The 16807-nt window shown below is 62.8% G+C and carries 17 protein-coding genes; 9 read left to right on the top strand and 8 right to left on the bottom strand.

What is annotated here, in order from left to right; genetic code table 11:
- Positions 1 to 198: 198 nt before the first annotated feature.
- The 4 genes from ACT5M9_RS15495 to purH all read right to left on the bottom strand — a co-directional run bounded on the left by ACT5M9_RS15495 (position 199) and on the right by purH (position 4350).
- Positions 199 to 750: a cytochrome b/b6 domain-containing protein gene (locus ACT5M9_RS15495; RefSeq protein ID WP_457982366.1), complete on the bottom strand. Its 552-nt coding sequence runs from the start codon at positions 748 to 750 to the stop codon at positions 199 to 201.
- The gene (locus ACT5M9_RS15500) at positions 731 to 1105 is read right to left on the bottom strand and encodes a cytochrome b562 (RefSeq protein WP_438549191.1); all 375 of its coding nucleotides are present in this window, start codon (positions 1103 to 1105) and stop codon (positions 731 to 733) included. Before ACT5M9_RS15500 ends, ACT5M9_RS15495 begins: the two co-directional genes overlap by 20 nt.
- Before the next feature lie 262 nt (positions 1106 to 1367).
- Positions 1368 to 2657: a phosphoribosylamine--glycine ligase gene (gene purD, locus ACT5M9_RS15505; RefSeq protein WP_457982368.1), complete on the bottom strand. Its 1290-nt coding sequence runs from the start codon at positions 2655 to 2657 to the stop codon at positions 1368 to 1370.
- Positions 2658 to 2757: 100 nt separating this feature from the next.
- Positions 2758 to 4350: a bifunctional phosphoribosylaminoimidazolecarboxamide formyltransferase/IMP cyclohydrolase gene (purH, locus tag ACT5M9_RS15510; RefSeq protein ID WP_457982370.1), complete on the bottom strand. Its 1593-nt coding sequence runs from the start codon at positions 4348 to 4350 to the stop codon at positions 2758 to 2760.
- Between the two features lie 418 nt (positions 4351 to 4768).
- Here purH and zntR point away from each other — a divergent pair, with 418 nt between their 5' ends.
- The 3 genes from zntR to ACT5M9_RS15525 all read left to right on the top strand — a co-directional run bounded on the left by zntR (position 4769) and on the right by ACT5M9_RS15525 (position 6072).
- Positions 4769 to 5206, top strand: a complete 438-nt coding sequence (gene zntR / locus ACT5M9_RS15515) for a Zn(2+)-responsive transcriptional regulator (protein ID WP_438549446.1) — start codon at positions 4769 to 4771, stop codon at positions 5204 to 5206.
- A complete protein-coding gene (locus tag ACT5M9_RS15520; protein ID WP_457982372.1) occupies positions 5196 to 5738 on the top strand; it encodes a dihydrofolate reductase family protein in 543 nt (180 codons plus the stop codon). Before zntR ends, ACT5M9_RS15520 begins: the two co-directional genes overlap by 11 nt.
- Before the next feature lie 118 nt (positions 5739 to 5856).
- Positions 5857 to 6072, top strand: a complete 216-nt coding sequence (locus ACT5M9_RS15525; protein ID WP_457982373.1) for an alternative ribosome-rescue factor A — start codon at positions 5857 to 5859, stop codon at positions 6070 to 6072.
- A gap of 121 nt (positions 6073 to 6193) precedes the next feature.
- On the opposite strand, the gene hemW is transcribed toward ACT5M9_RS15525, so the two are convergent.
- Both hemW and rdgB read right to left on the bottom strand, forming a co-directional pair.
- The gene (gene hemW / locus ACT5M9_RS15530) at positions 6194 to 7339 is read right to left on the bottom strand and encodes a radical SAM family heme chaperone HemW (RefSeq protein WP_457982374.1); all 1146 of its coding nucleotides are present in this window, start codon (positions 7337 to 7339) and stop codon (positions 6194 to 6196) included.
- A gap of 159 nt (positions 7340 to 7498) precedes the next feature.
- Complete coding sequence (rdgB, locus tag ACT5M9_RS15535; RefSeq protein ID WP_457982375.1) at positions 7499 to 8095, bottom strand: RdgB/HAM1 family non-canonical purine NTP pyrophosphatase; 597 nt, start codon at positions 8093 to 8095, stop codon at positions 7499 to 7501.
- A gap of 234 nt (positions 8096 to 8329) precedes the next feature.
- Here rdgB and ACT5M9_RS15540 point away from each other — a divergent pair, with 234 nt between their 5' ends.
- The 3 genes from ACT5M9_RS15540 to ACT5M9_RS15550 all read left to right on the top strand — a co-directional run bounded on the left by ACT5M9_RS15540 (position 8330) and on the right by ACT5M9_RS15550 (position 11257).
- Positions 8330 to 9496, top strand: coding sequence for a multidrug effflux MFS transporter (locus ACT5M9_RS15540; RefSeq protein ID WP_457982376.1), 1167 nt, complete (start codon positions 8330 to 8332; stop codon positions 9494 to 9496).
- A gap of 157 nt (positions 9497 to 9653) precedes the next feature.
- The gene (locus ACT5M9_RS15545; RefSeq protein WP_457982378.1) at positions 9654 to 10703 is read left to right on the top strand and encodes an oxidoreductase; all 1050 of its coding nucleotides are present in this window, start codon (positions 9654 to 9656) and stop codon (positions 10701 to 10703) included.
- 308 nt (positions 10704 to 11011) lie between these two features.
- Positions 11012 to 11257: a hypothetical protein gene (locus tag ACT5M9_RS15550; RefSeq protein ID WP_050719122.1), complete on the top strand. Its 246-nt coding sequence runs from the start codon at positions 11012 to 11014 to the stop codon at positions 11255 to 11257.
- A 104-nt stretch (positions 11258 to 11361) separates the two neighbouring features.
- Here ACT5M9_RS15550 and ACT5M9_RS15555 read toward each other — a convergent pair whose 3' ends face one another.
- Entirely contained in the window at positions 11362 to 11817 is a 456-nt protein-coding gene (locus ACT5M9_RS15555) for an NfeD family protein (RefSeq protein WP_457982379.1), read from the bottom strand.
- Positions 11814 to 12734 (bottom strand): SPFH domain-containing protein, encoded by a 921-nt coding sequence (locus tag ACT5M9_RS15560; RefSeq protein ID WP_457982380.1) that lies wholly within the window; start codon positions 12732 to 12734, stop codon positions 11814 to 11816. Before ACT5M9_RS15560 ends, ACT5M9_RS15555 begins: the two co-directional genes overlap by 4 nt.
- Positions 12735 to 12932: 198 nt before the next feature.
- On the opposite strand from ACT5M9_RS15560, the gene cysG reads away from it, so the two are divergent.
- From cysG to cysN, 3 genes are all read left to right on the top strand, one after another.
- Positions 12933 to 14360 (top strand): siroheme synthase CysG, encoded by a 1428-nt coding sequence (cysG, locus tag ACT5M9_RS15565; RefSeq protein WP_457982381.1) that lies wholly within the window; start codon positions 12933 to 12935, stop codon positions 14358 to 14360.
- 99 nt (positions 14361 to 14459) lie between these two features.
- Entirely contained in the window at positions 14460 to 15368 is a 909-nt protein-coding gene (cysD, locus tag ACT5M9_RS15570) for a sulfate adenylyltransferase subunit CysD (RefSeq protein ID WP_100859182.1), read from the top strand.
- A gap of 11 nt (positions 15369 to 15379) precedes the next feature.
- Positions 15380 to 16807, top strand: coding sequence for a sulfate adenylyltransferase subunit CysN (gene cysN, locus ACT5M9_RS15575; protein WP_457982383.1), 1428 nt, complete (start codon positions 15380 to 15382; stop codon positions 16805 to 16807).

Below are 16807 nucleotides of genomic sequence, written 5' to 3' on the forward strand. Positions count from 1 at the left end.
GGCCAGTAGCATTGATGAAATCCAGATGGTTGAAAATCGAGCAGGCGGATTTAATTAAAAATTGTGAATGAAAATGTTTTCATATAAGGCCGTCTAATCAGCCGGCTCGAGGGCGGGTTGCGAGGGAGGTGAGAGACAGGGGCAGAGGGAATGGGCGGGCCATGAAAAGCAAGGCGGGCACCCTGGGTGCCCGTCTGCTCAGAGGTTTGGCTCCTGCCGCACCGGGTTGCCGCCGCGGCGCAGTGGCAACATGCGCGCCACCAGATTGCTGCGCTGGCGCCAGGAGGTGAGGACGATGGCGCACAGGTGCAGGGCTATCATGGCCTGCAGCGCCCAGGTGCACCACTCGTGCCAGTCATCGGCGCCGAGTTCGAACCCCATCTCGGTGTTCTGGAACCAGCCGGTGCCGGCGGTGGCGAGTATGATGAGCCAGAGCGCCCAGACCGCCAGCTTGCCGCTGCCGTGGTGGCCGGGGGCGGCGGGGGCACGCGTCCGCAGGGCCTGGCTCTGCCGGGAGAATTCGTTTCGCGTCGGGATGAGGGCACTCAGGCGGGCATAACCCTTCGCAAAGGAGAGGCCCCAGCCGAGGCGGACGCTGATCAGTATGATGGCCAGGTAACCGAGTCGCTCATGCCAGGTCTCCCCCGCCTCGCTGAACCAGAGGTTGGCGACACAGGCGGCCGCCACACCCCAGTGGGTGAGGCGGACCAGGTTATCCCAGCGAAAGGGTTCAGCCTTTCTGCTTGGCATAGGTGTGATACTCCTTCTTCAGGTCATTGACCTTGGCCAGGTGGGCGCGGGCCTTCTCCTGATCGCCGGCCTGCAGGGCCGCCAGGCTGGCGTCCAGCTCACCTTGCACCTCGTTCATGCCTTCCAGGAACTTCGCCTTCTTGGCTTCCGGCATCTTCTTCTCTTTGGCGACGTCGAGCTGGGCCTTCATCTCCTTGATGTGCTTCTCCATGGTGGCGGCATCGTCAGCCTTGAGGGCCTGCTTGTAGTTGAAGCCGATCTTCTTCATGGGCTGCTCCAGCTCACCGGCCAGGGCGGGCAGAGTCAGCAGGCCGAACATCAGGGGCAACAGCAGGGGGCGCACGGTTTTCAACATGGGATTTCCTTATGAAACGACGACATTGTGGGTTCTTATGGCACTCATTTGAGTGCGTTATCATACAGCATGATGCCACGAAAGCAGGGCAATTGTATGAATAAAGTGCGACCAATTGTGACGAAATGTGCCCATTGTGCTGACGATTTGTAGCCAGCCAGTGAGGATGTGCTGGTGGATGGGGAGCGGGATCCCCGGAGAATGGACAGCAAAAAGGGCCCGCAGGCCCTGATGGTAAAGATGCTGGCGACGAGCCCGGTTTTTAGTGGGCTTGCTCGCGCAGGATGGCACGCCAGCCGATGTCCTTGCGATAGAAGACCCCATCCCACTGGATGCGGGCCGCGAGCTGGTAGGCCCGTTTCTGCGCCTCGGCGACGGTATGACCCAGGGCGGTGGCACAGAGCACCCGGCCACCGGCGGTGACTACGGTATCTCCCACCAGGCGGGAGCCGGCGTGGAACACCTTTTCGCCGCTCGCCTCTTCCACCGGCAGGCCGCTGATGGCCTTGCCCTGCTGGTAGTCACCGGGGTAGCCGCCGGCCGCCAGCACCACGCCGATGGCGACGCGGGGATCGTAGATGGCTTCCACCTGATCCAGCTTGCCGGCGCAGGCGGCGAGGCAGAGCTCCACCAGATCGGAGCGCATGCGCAGCATGATGGGCTGGGTCTCGGGATCGCCGAAGCGGCAGTTGAACTCGATCACCTTGGGGTTGCCCTGCTCGTCGATCATCAGACCGGCGTAGAGGAAACCGGTGTAGACGTTGCCCTCGGCGGCCATGCCGCGCACGGTGGGCATGATCACCTGCTCCATCACCTTTTTGTGCACTTCATCGGTCACCACGGGGGCAGGGGAGTAGGCCCCCATGCCGCCGGTGTTGAGGCCGGTATCGCCGTCGCCGACCCGCTTGTGATCCTGGCTGGTGGCCATGGGCAGCACGTGCTCGCCGTCCACCATGACGATGAAGCTCGCCTCTTCCCCGCCGAGGAACTCCTCGATCACCACCCGGGCGCCGGCATCGCCGAACGCATTGCCGGACAGCATGTCCTGCACCGCTTCCTCGGCTTCTGCCAGGGTCATGGCGACGATGACCCCCTTGCCGGCGGCCAGGCCATCGGCCTTGATGACGATGGGAGCACCCTTCTCACGCAGGTAGGCCAGGGCCGGCGCTACCTCGGTGAAGTTCTGATACTCGGCGGTGGGGATGGCGTGGCGGGCCAGGAAGTCCTTCGCGAACGCCTTGGAGCCTTCCAGTTGGGCGGCCTTGGCGGTCGGGCCGAAGATGGCCAGCCCCTCGGCACGGAACGCATCCACCACCCCTTTCACCAGGGGCGCTTCCGGCCCGACTATGGTGAGGCCGATGCGCTGCTCCTTGGCAAAGGCGAGCAGGGCCTGGATATCGGTGGGCTCGATGGCGACGTTCTCTATGCTGCCTTCGTGAGCCGTGCCCGCATTGCCGGGGGCGACGAACACCCGGGTCACCAGGGGGGATTGCTTGGCCTTCCAGGCCAGGGCGTGTTCACGGCCGCCGTTGCCGATGATCAGTACTTTCATCCTGTTCCTCGCTGCTGTTCGTGCTGACCGGCCGCCTTTGCTGTGCGGCCGGTTGAAAAGAATCCGTCGAAAGAGGGGCCGCCGAGACGGCCCTGACCCATCAGTGACGGAAGTGGCGCATGTTGGTGAACAGCATGCACATGCCGTGCTCGTCGGCGGCGTCGATCACTTCCTGATCCCGCATGGAGCCACCCGGCTGGATGACGCAGGCGATGCCGGCGGCAGCGGCGGCATCGATGCCGTCGCGGAACGGGAAGAAGGCATCGGAGGCCATGACGGAGCCCGCCACCACCAGCCCTTCATCCTCGGCCTTGATGCCGGCTATCTTGGCGGAGTAGACCCGGCTCATCTGGCCGGCGCCGACGCCGATAGTCTGGCCCTCTTTGGCGTAGACGATGGCGTTGGATTTGACGAACTTGGCGACCTTCCAGCAGAACAGCAGGTCTTTCAGTTCCGCCTCGGTGGGCTGGCGCTTGCTGACCACGCGGAGATCCCCGAGGGAAACCATGCCGAGATCACGTTCCTGCACCAGCAGGCCGCCGTTGACGCGTTTGAAATCAAAGCCTTGCGCCGGGACCGTCCACTGACCGCACTCCAGCAGACGCACGTTCTGCTTGGCGGCGACGGCGGCGCGAGCCTCTTCGCTGACGCTCGGGGCGATGATCACCTCCACGAACTGGCGATCGACGATGGCCTTGGCGGTGGCGCCGTCCAGTTCACGGTTGAAGGCGATGATGCCACCGAAGGCAGAGGTAGGATCGGTCTGCCAGGCGCGCTCGTAAGCGGCCAGCAGATCTGCGCCTATGGCCACGCCGCAGGGGTTGGCGTGCTTGACGATGACGCAGGCGGGTTCATCGAACTCCTTCACGCACTCGAGCGCCGCGTCGGTATCGGCGATGTTGTTGTAGGAGAGGGCCTTGCCCTGCAGCTGGGTGGCGCTGGCCACCGAGCCAGGGGCCGCCTGCTCCTCGGCGTAGAAGGCGGCGGCCTGATGGCTGTTCTCGCCGTAGCGCATGTCCTGCTTCTTGATGAACTGGCTGTTGAAGGTACGCGGGAAGCGGGACTCGGCGTCGCCCTCCTTGTTGTCACCGTAAGAGGGGACCAGGGTACCGAAGTAGTTCGCGATCATGCCGTCGTAGGCGGCGGTGTGCTCGAAGGCTGCGATGGCGAGATCGAAGCGGGTAGCGAGGGTCAGGCTGTTGCCGTTGCCATCCATCTCGGCGATCACCCGGCCGTAGTCGGCGGCCTTGACGACGATGGTCACGTCTTTGTGGTTCTTGGCGGCGGAGCGCACCATGGTCGGGCCACCGATGTCGATGTTTTCGACCGCATCGGCCAGGGTGCAGCCCGGCTTGGCGACGGTGGCGGCGAAGGGATAGAGGTTGACGACGACCATGTCGATGGGGGAGATAGCGTGCTGGGCCATGATGGCGTCATCCAGATCGCGACGGCCGAGGATGCCGCCGTGCACCTTGGGATGCAGGGTCTTGACGCGACCATCCATCATCTCGGGGAATCCGGTGTAATCGGAGACCTCGGTCACCGGCAGACCCGCCTCGGCGAGCAGCTTGGCGGTGCCGCCCGTGGAGAGCAGGGCGACGCCACGTTCGTTGAGGGCCTTGGCAAATTCCAGGATGCCAGTCTTGTCAGACACACTCAGCAGTGCACGGCGAATGGGTCGAGCTTGTTCCATCACACTATCGTCCTCAGCATAACGGGGACAGGTCCATGAGAGGCGAGGCTCACCACAGAGAGTCCCCAAATAAATGGAAGTGGGGGATTTCACAAACCACTCTCGCCAGGCCCCGGGCCGGCAACAGCATTTTAGGAAATGCCCGTTTGATGTGACGCTCTCTTGTGGGCGCGTATTCTACACAAAAAATGTGAGCCGTGGTGGATTTTTTAAGATGACAAAGCCTTGTCTGACGCGGTGTTAAACGTTTTCTGGCCAAATATTGTGAAACGTTTGTCTTTTCAGTGTTTTGGCAGGGAAAACCGCTCCGGCCTCCCCTTGTCTGCCCCTTTTCTGCCTTTGGCTGGCAATCGGCGGGCAAAGGGGTGATAGTGGAGGCCGGTTTATTTTGAGTACCAACTCCAGCAGGAGAGTGATGATGTATCGCATCGGAGAACTGGCCAAGGTGTGCGGGGTGAAGGCGGATACCCTGCGTTTTTACGAGAAGAACGGGCTGCTCTCGCCGGGCCTGCGCAATGACTCCGGCTATCGCGTCTACGGCGAGCAGGACAGGCGGCGGTTGGAGTTCATCATCCGTGCCAAGTCGGTGGGTTTCTCCCTGGCCGACATCGGCGAGCTGCTGGATCTCGACACCAACAAGGCCAGGGTCACCTGCCAGGAGGTCAAGGCGGTGGCCGATGCCAAGCTCAGCCAGGTGGAACAGAAGATCCTCGAGCTGACACGCTTTCGCGAGAACCTGAAGGAGCTCTCCAACATCTGTTGCGGCGGCCCGCGCTCGGCGGAGCACTGCGCCATCCTGGAGACCCTGGAGTCCGGCGCCCCCTCCCGTCATGAGCACCACGACCATGAGCACTGAGCTGCGCCGGCCCCGGGTATCCGTCTTTCTGGCCCTCTCCCTCGACGGCTTTATCGCTGGGGAGGGCGGCGATCTTGGGTGGCTCGAGCCCTATGGCGGCGATTCTCAGGAGGAGACGGGGTACAGCGCCCTGATGGCGAGCGCGGATGCGCTGCTGATGGGTCGCAACAGCTATGAGACGGTACGCGCCTTCCCGGACTGGCCCTACGGCGACAAGCCTGTGGTGGTGTTGACCCATAGATCGGCCGAGCCGGATGCCAGGGTCTCCTTCCGGCAGGGGGAACTGGGGCAGGTGCTAGAGGCGCTGTGGCAGGAGGGGGCACGGCATATCTATCTGGACGGTGGCATCATGGTGCGTCAGGGGCTGCAGGCCGGGCTGGTGGATGAGCTGATCCTGTTCTGGGTGCCCGTGGTGCTGGGCAAGGGGGTCTCGCTGTTTGGTGGCGAGCCCCTGCCCGGGCGGCTTGTCCCGGTTTCCAGTGCCGTGCTGGCGAGCGGCCTGGTGCGGGTGATCTACCGGCCCGTCCCCTGAGTCTGGGTAACCCACTGCCGGCCTCTTGCACTCGGGGGACGGGAGGCGCACAATCGGCGCGTTTTTAATTATCCTGGCGTATTTTTAGCCAGCCATGACAACACAGACAGGAGCCAATATGGCCAAGAAGAAGTCGGTCGACATCGTCGACCAGGCCCACGATCATGGTCGGGGCATCATTCAGGACAATCATCTGAAGGCGCTGGTCACCTCCACCCTGTTCCAGGCCAGGGTCGAGCCGAGCAAGAAGGGCAAGGGCAGCTATCAGCGCAAGGCCAAGCATGGCAAGCGGTGGGAACCCGGCCAACAGTGGATGCAAGGCGTCTGCTGCTGAGCGGGTTTCTACCCCTTTGCACGAAAACAATCAGGGCGCCCATGGGCGCCCTGATTGTTTGATGGAGAATGTGGCTGAGCCGACTTGCTCACGGCTTCGCAGCAAGATCGTGAACAAGTTCTCACTCGTCCATAAAGAGTTCGAGCAGGACGTTGAGGTAACGATGGCCGAGGGAGGTGAGCTGCCAGCTGTCACCGAGATCCTCGATCAGCTCCTTGGTCTCGGCGATGGCCAGCATGGTCTCCACCCGCTCAAGGGGCAGGCCGGTATAGGCCTCGAACTCCGCCTTGGGGGCCGGCTCGAACAGCCGGAACCGGTTCATGAAGTATTCGAGCGGCAGATCGTCCTCTGTCACCGTCCACTGGCTGTCCAGATAGGGGCGGGCGGGATCCAGGTAGCCTTTCGGGTGCTTCACCTTGGCGGTGCGCAGGATCTGCTGCCGGGCAAGGTCCGTCACCTTGCCGTGGGCCCCGCAGCCGATGCCGAGGTAGTCACCGAAGCGCCAGTAGTTGAGGTTGTGGCGGCACTGATAGCCCGGCTTGGCGTAGGCGGAGATCTCGTACTGCTGGTAACCCCGGGCGGTGAGCATGGCGTGGCCCTGCTCGTAGATGTCCCACAGGGTGTCATCCTCTGGCAGCTTGGGGGGCTTGGAGGCGAACGCCGTGTTCGGCTCTATGGTGAGCTGATACCAGGAGAGATGCGGCGGCGCGCAGTCGATGGCCTGCTGCAGGTCGTAGAGCGCATCCTCCAGGCTCTGATCCGGCAGGCCGTGCATCAGATCCAGGTTGAAGGTGGGCAGCGCTATGGCGTGAGCGAGCTCGGCGGCCTTGCGTGCCTCCTCCGGTCCGTGGATGCGGCCGAGGCGGGTCAATTTTTCCTGCTGGAAGCTCTGCACCCCGATGGAGATGCGGTTGATGCCCGCCCGTTGGAAACCGGCGAACTTGTCCGCCTCCACCGTGCCCGGGTTCGCCTCCATGGTGATCTCGCAATCCGGGGTCAGGGGGATGCGTGCGCGCACCCCGTCCAGCAGCGCTTGCATGGCTGCCACGCTCAGCAGGCTGGGGGTACCACCGCCGATAAAGATGGAGGAGAGGGGGCGCCCCTGGGCCCAGTGCAGATCCTGCTCCAGATCCTCCAGCAGGGCCGCCACATACTCGAGGTGCGGCAGCTCCCCCTTCTGGGCGTGGGAGTTGAAGTCGCAGTAGGGGCACTTCTGGACGCACCAGGGCACATGGATATAGAGGGAGAGAGGCGGCAGTTGCAGCATGGGGCTTCCAGTAATCAAAGCGGGGGCGATGGGGCTGACCCCGTTATAAATGACAATGCGTATCTGTTGGCCAACGGTGCATTAAGCACAATGGGGGCCGACGGCCCCCATTGTAAATGAAATACGCGCCGGCGTATGCCGGCGATCAGCGCTGCAGACTCAGTGGGCTGCGGCCAGGGCGGCCTTCAGCTTGGCCAGGGCCTGACCCCGGTGGCTGAGCTGGTTCTTCAGCTCCGCTGGCATCTGGGCCGAGGTGCAGTCCTGATCCGGTACGAAGAACACGGGATCGTAGCCAAAGCCGTGCTGACCGCGGGGCTCGTCCAGGATCATCCCCTCCCAGCTCGCCTGGCAGATGATGGGGGTGGGATCGTCGGCGTGACGCATGTAGACCAGCACGCACCAGAAGCGGGCGCTCTTGAGGTAGTCGGGGGCGCCCTTGAGCTCCGCCAGCAGCTTGTCGATGTTGTCCTTGTCGCTGGCACCGATCCCGGCGAAACGGGCGGAGTAGACGCCGGGGCGGCCGTGCAGCAGGTCCACTTCCAGGCCGGAGTCGTCGGCGACGGCGGGCAGGCCGGTGATGCGGGCGGCGTGGCGGGCCTTGATGATGGCATTCTCGACGAAGGTGGTGCCGGTCTCCTCGGCATCGGTGACGGCGAACTCGCTCTGGGGGATCACCTGGATCTTCATATCGGCCAGCATGGCGGCCAATTCCTTCACCTTCTTCTGGTTACCTGTTGCCAGGACAAGCTTGCTCATCACGCACCTCCGCAAAATTAATCTGCGCATTCTATGCGGGGCAGGCGTTTAGGCAAAGCGCTGATTACCCCTCGTCGGGGCTGGCGCGGCGAGAGGGCGGGCTGCTCGGAGCTGTGGGAAAGATACATCTTTCCTCACAGGAATAACCAAAGTGATTAAATGCCATTTCAATTCATTACTCTGAGTCAGTAGACTCGCGCACCAATCAAATTCCCCCTGGCCTTGAGGTGACTGATGCCATTGATCCTTCTGCTCGTACTCCTGGTGTTGTTCAGCCCGCTGGCCATCGACATCTATCTGCCCGCCATCCCGCAGATGGCCGAACAACTCGGTGCCGAGGTGACCCTGATGCAGGGTACCATCACCTGGTTCCTGTTCAGCATGGGGCTGGGTCAGCTGCTGGTGGGGCCGCTGGCCGATCGCTACGGCCGCAAGCCCATCGCGCTTGGCGGCGTGCTGCTCTACGGCCTGAGCGCTTTGGCCGCGGGCTTTGCCGCCAGCCTGGGCGAGCTGATGCTGGCGCGGGTGCTGCAGGGCTTTGGCGCCTGCGCCACCTCGGTGGCCGCCTTCTCCGTGGTGCGTGACAGCTATGGCCCCAAGAAGAGCGGCCAGATGATCTCCTACCTGAACGGTGCCATCTGTTTCATCCCCGCCCTGGCACCTCTGCTCGGTGGCTGGCTCACCGCCAAGGCGGGCTGGTCGGCGAACTTCTGGTTTATGGCGGGTTACGCCCTGATCGTCGGTAGCTGGTTGCTGTGGCGTATGCCGGAGACCCGCCCTGAGGAGACCAGCAGCGCCGGTCCGCTCATCAGCTGGTCCCGTTACAGCCCTGTGCTGCGCTCCCCGAGCTTCCTGTTCAACGCCAGCCTCTGCATGCTGTCGATGGCGGTGATCCTGGCCTATGTCACCGCAGCACCCGTGCAGCTGATGGTCAAGCTGGGTCTGGACATGAGCGGCTTCAGCTACTGGTTCACCGCCAACGCGGCCCTGAATATCCTGGCCTGCTTCCTGGCGCCGCGCTTCATCGCCAGAGTGGGTCCGAGACGCACCCTGCGCATCGGCCTGCTGGTGATCTCGCTGTCGGCCATCGCCCTGACTCTGGTGCAACACATCGAACATCCGCTCGCCATGATGGGCCCCGTGTTCTTCTCCAGCATCGGCTTCGCCATGGTGCTGGGGGCGGCGGCCGGCATGGCGCTGGCGCCGTTCGGCCACTGCGCCGGCACCGCGGCGGCCCTGCTCGGCCTGTTCCAGATGAGCGGCGCCGGAGCCCTGGTAGGGCTTACCGGGGCCCTGGTCTCGGATCCCCTCAACCAGCTGGCGCTGCACATGTGGCTGCTGCTGCCACCCCTGCTGCTGTTGCTGACCCGTCACGGCCGCCGGCTCTGCCTGCAACCTTGATGCCTAGGGGCGTTATCCTTGATGGATAACGCCCCTTGTACTGACAATAAATCCTGTGCTCTGATGAGCACAATCAGGGGGCCTTGAGCCCCCTTTCTTCTTGGGGCAACACTCGCCTGTGCCCCTCTCTACGGACTATCTCAGCGGAGAACAGCGGATGAGCCACACAATCAACGCCGCCCTGGTGGGCTATGGCTTTGCGGGCCAAACCTTTCATGCCCCCTTCCTGGCAACGACCCCGGGATTGACCCTGCGCTGGGTGGTGAGTCGGGATGCCGCCAAGGTACAAGCCGAGCTGCCCGGTTGCCTGGTCGGCTCGCTGGAGCAGGTGCTGGCGGACGAGAGCGTGGATCTGGTGGTCATCGCCACCCCGAACGATACCCATGCCCCCATCGCCCGTCAGGCCCTGCTGGCCGGCAAGCACGTGGTGATCGACAAGCCGTTTGCGCTGGACCTGGCAGAAGCCAAGGCCCTGGTGGAGCTGGCCGAGAAGCAGCAACGGCTGCTCAGCATCTTCCACAACCGGCGCTGGGACGGGGACTTCCTCACGGTGCGCCGGCTGCTGGCCGAGGGTGCCCTTGGGGAAGTGGCACAGTTCGAGTCTCATTTTGACCGTTATCGTCCCGAGGTGCGCCAGCGCTGGCGGGAGGCGGGGGGCCCGGGTTCCGGCCTCTGGTTCGATCTCGGCCCTCACATTCTCGACCAGTCGCTGCAGCTGTTCGGCCAGCCGGACTGGATCCAGGCCGATCTCGCCCAGCAGCGCCACGGCGCCCTGAGCGATGACTATTTCCACGTGGTGCTGGGCTATGGGCCGCTTAGGGTGATACTGCACGGCAGCTGCCTCGTGTCCGCCACCATGCCTCGCTTCGTCATCCACGGCAGCACTGGCTCCTTCATCAAGTTCGGCATGGATGTGCAGGAAGAGCAGCTCAAGGCCGGTCTGCGGCCGCCGGTGGCGGGTTGGGGTCGGGATCCGGATCTGGGTCAGCTCAGCCGTGTGGTGGATTGCCAGTCGCAATCCCAGCCGGTGAACGGCGAGGCGGGAGATTATGGCGCCTACTATCGCGGGGTCTGCGCCGCCATCAAGGGGGAGGGGGCCAATCCGGTGCCGGCCCAGGAGGCGCTGGCGGTGATGGCGCTGCTGGATCTCGCCCGCGAGAGCCACAGCCAGGGTAAACGGCTGAGCTGTCAGAAGCTGTCTGACTGATCCCGAACTTTCAGGCAGAGTCAGGCGGTATTCAATAGCAACCAATGACTGATAATTATCGCTTTTATGGATGATTATTGTGCCATTGTGCGCACCGAGTTGGGTTTTGTATTATTTTTTGTCGCTATAGCAGTTATTTTTATCCAGCCAACGAGAAAATATCATTGTGATACGCGTTTTCATTGGCTGGGTATGGCGTTATATTTCGCGCGTCTCTTGGCTCCCGCTCTGATGGATTTTCCACGGGAACAAGATGCTCAGTGATGGCCCTGACGGCCGTCTCTCCATCTTTATTTGAGGATATGTACATGAACAAAGTACTGGTAGCCGGTATCCTGGGTCTGATGTTGACCGCTTGTGGTCAGAAAGAAGAAGCCGCCGCTCCGGCCGCTACTCCGGCCGCCGACGTTGCTGCAACCGTTGAGAAGGCTGCTTCCGACGCTTCCGCAACCGTAGAGAAGGCTGCTTCCGAAGCGTCTGCTACCGTTGAGAAAGCTGCCGAAGATGTGGCCACCAAGGTCGACGCTGCAGTGAGCGATGCCAAGGCCAACTAAGCCTGCACCTCATCTGAAAACGGGCCCGGCATTGATGCCGGGCCCGTTTTTTTATGGCCATTCTTGAGGGCCCTGAGTGGCCCTGAACCGTTGTATGAGTCAGCTCAGGCCAGCGGCTCCACCAGCAGGATATGGGAGTCGGCGCCGACCACTTTCACCTTGCTGCCCGCCGGCAGGGCGACCTCACAGCGTACCGTCCAGACGGAGTCGTCGAGACGCACCCGGCTCATGCCCTGGTTCACCTCGTCCAGCAGGGTCAGCTCCCGCCCCAGATAGCTCTGCATCCGCTCGTTGATGGGGGCTGCGGCGTCCTGCTGCGAGCGATCCCGCCTGTGCTGCCAGCGCCACCAGGCCCAGGTGGTGAGCAGGGACTGCACCGCAAACAGCAGCAGTTGCACCTGCCAGCCGAAGGGCCAGAGCAGCAGCAAGATCCCGACTTCCAGGGCGGCGATGCCGGTCCAGAGCAGGAAGCCCACCGACCCCAGCACCTCGATGGCCAGCAGGGCGAAGCCCAGCCCCAGCCAGTGCCAGTGGGTCAGCCCCTCCAGCAGCTCTGTCATGATTTGCCGCCCTTGCCATCCTTGAACAGCTCGGCCACACCGGCGACAGACCCGATCAGGCTGCCCGCTTCCAGCGGCATCATGATGATCTTGCTGTTCGGGCCTTCCCCGATGCGGGCCAGCGCTTCGGTGTATTTCTGTGCCACGAAGTAGTTGATGGCCTGCATATCCCCGGCGGCGATGGCCTGGGAGACCATATGGGTTGCCTTGGCTTCCGCCTCGGCGGCCCGCTCCCGCGCCTCGGCGGCGAGGAAGGCGGCCTGACGCTCACCCTCGGCCTTGAGGATCTGGGACTGCTTCTCCCCCTCGGCTTTCAGGATCTTGGACTGGCGTACCCCTTCGGCCTCCAGCACCTCGGCCCGTTTCTGGCGCTCGGCCTTCATCTGGGCATTCATGGCGTCGATCAGCGCCATGGGCGGGCGCACATCCTTGATCTCGATCCGGGTCACCTTGATGCCCCAGGGGGCGGTGGCGGCGTCCATGGTGCGCAGCAGCTTCTCGTTGATGGTGTCGCGCTGGGAGAGCATCTCGTCCAGCTCCATGGCGCCGAGCACGGTCCGCATATTGGTCATGGTCAGGTTGCGGATGGCGCTGGTGAGATCGTTGACCTCGTAGCCTGCCTTGCGCGCGTCCACCACCTGCACGAAGCTGATGGCGTCTATGGTGACGTTGGCGTTGTCCCGGGAGATCACTTCCTGGGCGGGGATGTCCAGTACCTGCTCCATCATGATGATCTTGTGGCCGACCCTGTCCACGTAGGGAATGAGCAGGTTGAGGCCGGGGGAGAGGGTGCGGGTATAGCGGCCGAAGCGCTCCACCGTCCAGTTGTAGCCCTGGGGCACTATCTTGATGCCGGCACTCAGGGTGGCGAGCACCAGGAACACGAAGATCCCCAATACAATCAATGACTCATTCATTATTAAGCTCCTTATGAAACACCTTCACTAGCCTAGAGTCTGGGCTGGGACACCACAAGCACATTCACTCCCCTTTGCCATTGTGCAGGTTTACTAATTACCAAAACGCATTAAAGAGCATTTTTTATTATTTTGAAGGAATAAGCAGCCTGCCTATAGTCGCCCCAGATGTCGTCGTATGCCGAGGAATGGGCCGAAATGGATTATTTACCTATGTTTGCCAAGTTGGAAGGCCGCCCGGTACTGCTGGTAGGCGGGGGCGAGGTGGCCCTGCGCAAGGCACGCCTGCTGCTGGCCGCCGGTGCCCGCCTGACCCTGGTTTCCCCGACCATCGACGCCGCCTTCAACGAATTTCATGGCCGCTTCACCCATCTGGCGGAGCGTTTCACCCCCGATCATCTGGTCGGTCATATCCTGGTGGTCGCCGCCACCGACGATCTCGAGGCCAACGCCCTGGTCTATCAGAGCGCCAACCAGTGTGGACTCTTCGTCAACGTGGTGGACGATCCGGTGCGCTCCAGCTTTATCTTCCCCTCCATCATAGATCGCAGCCCTGTCATGGTGGCCGTCTCCAGCGGCGGCAAGGCGCCCGTGCTGGTGCGCCTGTTGCGTGAGCGGCTGGAAAGCCTGCTGCCCCGCCACCTCGGCGGCCTGGCCGAACTCTCCGGCCGGGTGCGCGGCAAGGCCAAGCAGGTGCTGGTGTCGCTGTCCGATCGTCGCCGCTTCTGGGAACGAGCCTTCGCCTCCAACACCCTCGGTAGCCTGGTCGAGAAGCAGGATTGGCAGGGAGCCGAGCATTGGCTGAACGAGGGGCTGGACAAGGCCCAGACCGAAGTGGGCGAGGTGGTGCTGGTCGGCGCCGGCCCCGGCGATCCTGGCCTATTGACCCTCAAGGCGCTGCAACAGATCCAGCAGGCGGAAGTGGTGCTCTACGATCAGCTGGTCTCCCCCGAGATCCTGGGCCTGGTGCGCCGTGATGCAACCCTGGTATCGGTCGGCAAGAAGGCCGGCGCCCACAGCGTGCCGCAGGACGAGACCAACCGCCTGCTGGTGGAATACGCCAGGGCGGGCAATCGGGTGGTGCGCCTCAAGGGGGGTGATCCCTTCATGTTCGGCCGCGGTGGCGAGGAGCTGGAAGTGCTGGCCGCCGAGGGCATTCCCTTCTCCGTGGTGCCGGGCATCACGGCCGCCGCGGGTGCCACCGCCTACGCCGGCATCCCGCTCACTCACCGTGACTATGCGCAAAGTGCGGTCTTTATCACGGGTCACTGCCAGAGCGATGGCAAGGAGCCGGACTGGCAGCAGCTCGCCGCCACTGATCAGACCCTGGTCATCTACATGGGGCTGATGCGCTCCGAGCATATACAGCAGCAGCTGGTGAGCCATGGCCGCAGCAGTTCAACCCCTCTCGCCATCATAGAGAGAGGCACTCAGGCCAGTCAGCGAGTGCTGACCGGCACCTTGAATGAGCTGGCCACCCTGGCGGCGCAAGCGCAGAGCCCGTCCCTCATCGTCATCGGCGAGGTGGTTTCCTTGCGCGAGCGGCTCGCCTGGTTTGGTGAGCAGGGGAGTGCGCTGAGCGATGAGTTCGTCAGCACGGATCTGAAACTGGTCAGCCTGGCCTGAGCCCGTTCACCACGAATCGATTTTTTGGCGCTGCCAAGGCGGCGCCGCACTGAACCCAAGGCGCGCCGAGGCGTGCTGGTAATGACCGAGGACCAAGACATGGATCGTGAAAGATTGACCCACCTGCAGCAGTTGGAAGCCGAGAGCATCCACATCATCCGCGAGGTGGCTGCCGAATTTGAAAACCCGGTGATGATGTACTCCATCGGCAAGGACTCCTCCGTCATGCTGCACCTGGCCCGCAAGGCCTTCTACCCGGGCAAGATCCCCTTCCCCTTGCTGCATGTGGACACCAACTGGAAGTTCAAGGAGATGATCAAGTTCCGCGACGAGACCGCCGCCAAGTACGGGCTGGATCTCATCGTTCACAAGAACCCGGACGGCCTGGCCATGAACATCAACCCCTTCGTGCACGGCAGTGGCAAGCACACCGACATCATGAAGACCGAGGGGCTCAAGCAGGCGCTGAACAAGTACGGCTTCGACGCCGCCTTCGGTGGCGCCCGTCGGGACGAGGAGAAGTCCCGGGCCAAGGAGCGGGTCTACTCCTTCCGTGACAAGTCCCACCGCTGGGATCCGAAGAACCAGAGACCCGAGCTGTGGCGGGTCTACAACGGTCAGGTCAACAAGGGGGAGAGCATACGGGTGTTCCCGCTCTCCAACTGGACCGAACTCGACATCTGGCAATACATCTACCTGGAAAACATCGACATCGTGCCGCTCTACTTCGCGGCCATGCGCCCAGTAGTGGAGCGGGGCGGCATCAAGATCATGGTGGATGACGAGCGCATGCCCATTGGCCCGGAAGATGAAGTGAAGCAGGAGCTGGTGCGCTTCCGTACCCTCGGCTGCTACCCGCTGACCGGTGCCATCGAATCCAATGCCACCACCCTGACCGAGATCATCGAGGAGATGCTGGTGACCACCTCCAGCGAGCGGCAAGGGCGATTGATCGACCACGATCAGGCGGGCTCCATGGAGCAGAAGAAGCGTCAGGGATATTTCTAAGGAATCGACACATGAACAACCATATTCAAACCGCCATCACGGAACAGGGCATCGAAGCCTACCTGCACGCCCAGCAGCACAAGAGCCTGCTGCGTTTTCTCACTTGCGGCAGCGTGGATGACGGCAAGAGCACCCTGATCGGCCGCCTGCTGCACGACTCCCAGCAGATCTATGAAGATCAGCTCAAGGCCCTGGAGTCCGATAGCCAGAAGCTCGGTACTGCGGGTGAGAAGCTGGATCTGGCGCTCTTGGTAGACGGCCTGCAGGCCGAGCGCGAGCAAGGCATCACCATAGACGTGGCCTACCGTTATTTCTCCACGGCCAAGCGCAAATTTATCATCTCGGACACCCCGGGCCACGAGCAGTACACCCGCAACATGGCCACCGGTGCCTCCACCTGCGATCTCGCCATCATCCTCATCGATGCCCGCAAGGGGGTGCTGGATCAGACCCGTCGCCACAGCTTTATCGCCAGTTTGCTGGGGATAAAACAGTTTGTGGTGGCGGTCAACAAGATGGATCTGGTGGAGTTCAGCCAGGCCGTGTTCGAGCGCATCAGCGCCGAATATCGCGAATTCGCCAAGAAGCTCAGCGTCGACACCATCCACATCGTGCCTGTCTCGGCGCTGGATGGGGACAACGTGGTCAACCAGAGCGACAAGCTGGCCTGGTACCAGGGGGAGACCCTGCTCTCCCTGCTGGAAACCGCCGAGGTGGAGCGTGAGCTGGAGCGCCATCCGGTGCGCCTGCCGGTGCAGTATGTGAACCGCCCGAACCTGGATTTTCGCGGCTTCGCGGGCACCCTGGCCTCCGGTGTGCTGCGGGTGGGTGACAGCCTGGCGGTGCTGCCGTCCGGCAAGCAGAGCAAGGTGACGCGCATCGTCACCTTCGACGGGGATCTGGAGTACGCCCTGCCGGGTCAGGCCATCACCGTGACCTTCGCGGACGAGATCGATATCAGCCGAGGCGATCTGCTGGTGGATGCCGCTCGCCAGCCCCAGGTGACCCAGAACGTGCTGGCTCACATCGTCTGGATGGGGGAAGAATCCCTGCAGCCGGGTCGGGTCTATGACGTCAAGCTGGCCACCAAGAAGACTCGCGGCCAGGTGGAAGCCATCCGCCACCGCGTCGAGATCAACAAGCTGGACGAGCTTGCGGCCGCCGAGCTCAAGCTCAACGAGATCGGCCTGTGCGAGCTGAGCCTGACCGACCCCGTGGCCTTCGACCCCTATCAGGAGATCCGCGACACCGGCAGCTTCATCCTGATCGACCGCCTCTCCAACGTCACCGTCGGTGCCGGCATGATAGTGCAAGGCTTGGCCGCCAAGGTGGTGGCGGGGCAGTACAGCGAGTTCGAAATAGAGCTCAACGCCCTGGTGCGCAAGCACTTCCCCCACTGGCAGGCGCTTAGCCTAGGTAACGGCGCAGACAAGGAATAA

The sequence above is a fragment of the Aeromonas sp. AE23HZ002T15 genome (assembly GCF_054165525.2).

Coding starts and splice junctions, on each gene's coding strand:
- ACT5M9_RS15495 (WP_457982366.1), bottom strand. CDS start 750: ATGCCAAGCAGAAAGGCTGAACCCTTTCGCTGGGATAACCTGGTCCGC.
- ACT5M9_RS15500 (WP_438549191.1), bottom strand. CDS start 1,105: ATGTTGAAAACCGTGCGCCCCCTGCTGTTGCCCCTGATGTTCGGCCTG.
- purD (WP_457982368.1), bottom strand. CDS start 2,657: ATGAAAGTACTGATCATCGGCAACGGCGGCCGTGAACACGCCCTGGCC.
- purH (WP_457982370.1), bottom strand. CDS start 4,350: ATGGAACAAGCTCGACCCATTCGCCGTGCACTGCTGAGTGTGTCTGAC.
- zntR (WP_438549446.1), top strand. CDS start 4,769: ATGTATCGCATCGGAGAACTGGCCAAGGTGTGCGGGGTGAAGGCGGAT.
- ACT5M9_RS15520 (WP_457982372.1), top strand. CDS start 5,196: ATGAGCACTGAGCTGCGCCGGCCCCGGGTATCCGTCTTTCTGGCCCTC.
- ACT5M9_RS15525 (WP_457982373.1), top strand. CDS start 5,857: ATGGCCAAGAAGAAGTCGGTCGACATCGTCGACCAGGCCCACGATCAT.
- hemW (WP_457982374.1), bottom strand. CDS start 7,339: ATGCTGCAACTGCCGCCTCTCTCCCTCTATATCCATGTGCCCTGGTGC.
- rdgB (WP_457982375.1), bottom strand. CDS start 8,095: ATGAGCAAGCTTGTCCTGGCAACAGGTAACCAGAAGAAGGTGAAGGAA.
- ACT5M9_RS15540 (WP_457982376.1), top strand. CDS start 8,330: ATGCCATTGATCCTTCTGCTCGTACTCCTGGTGTTGTTCAGCCCGCTG.
- ACT5M9_RS15545 (WP_457982378.1), top strand. CDS start 9,654: ATGAGCCACACAATCAACGCCGCCCTGGTGGGCTATGGCTTTGCGGGC.
- ACT5M9_RS15550 (WP_050719122.1), top strand. CDS start 11,012: ATGAACAAAGTACTGGTAGCCGGTATCCTGGGTCTGATGTTGACCGCT.
- ACT5M9_RS15555 (WP_457982379.1), bottom strand. CDS start 11,817: ATGACAGAGCTGCTGGAGGGGCTGACCCACTGGCACTGGCTGGGGCTG.
- ACT5M9_RS15560 (WP_457982380.1), bottom strand. CDS start 12,734: ATGAATGAGTCATTGATTGTATTGGGGATCTTCGTGTTCCTGGTGCTC.
- cysG (WP_457982381.1), top strand. CDS start 12,933: ATGGATTATTTACCTATGTTTGCCAAGTTGGAAGGCCGCCCGGTACTG.
- cysD (WP_100859182.1), top strand. CDS start 14,460: ATGGATCGTGAAAGATTGACCCACCTGCAGCAGTTGGAAGCCGAGAGC.
- cysN (WP_457982383.1), top strand. CDS start 15,380: ATGAACAACCATATTCAAACCGCCATCACGGAACAGGGCATCGAAGCC.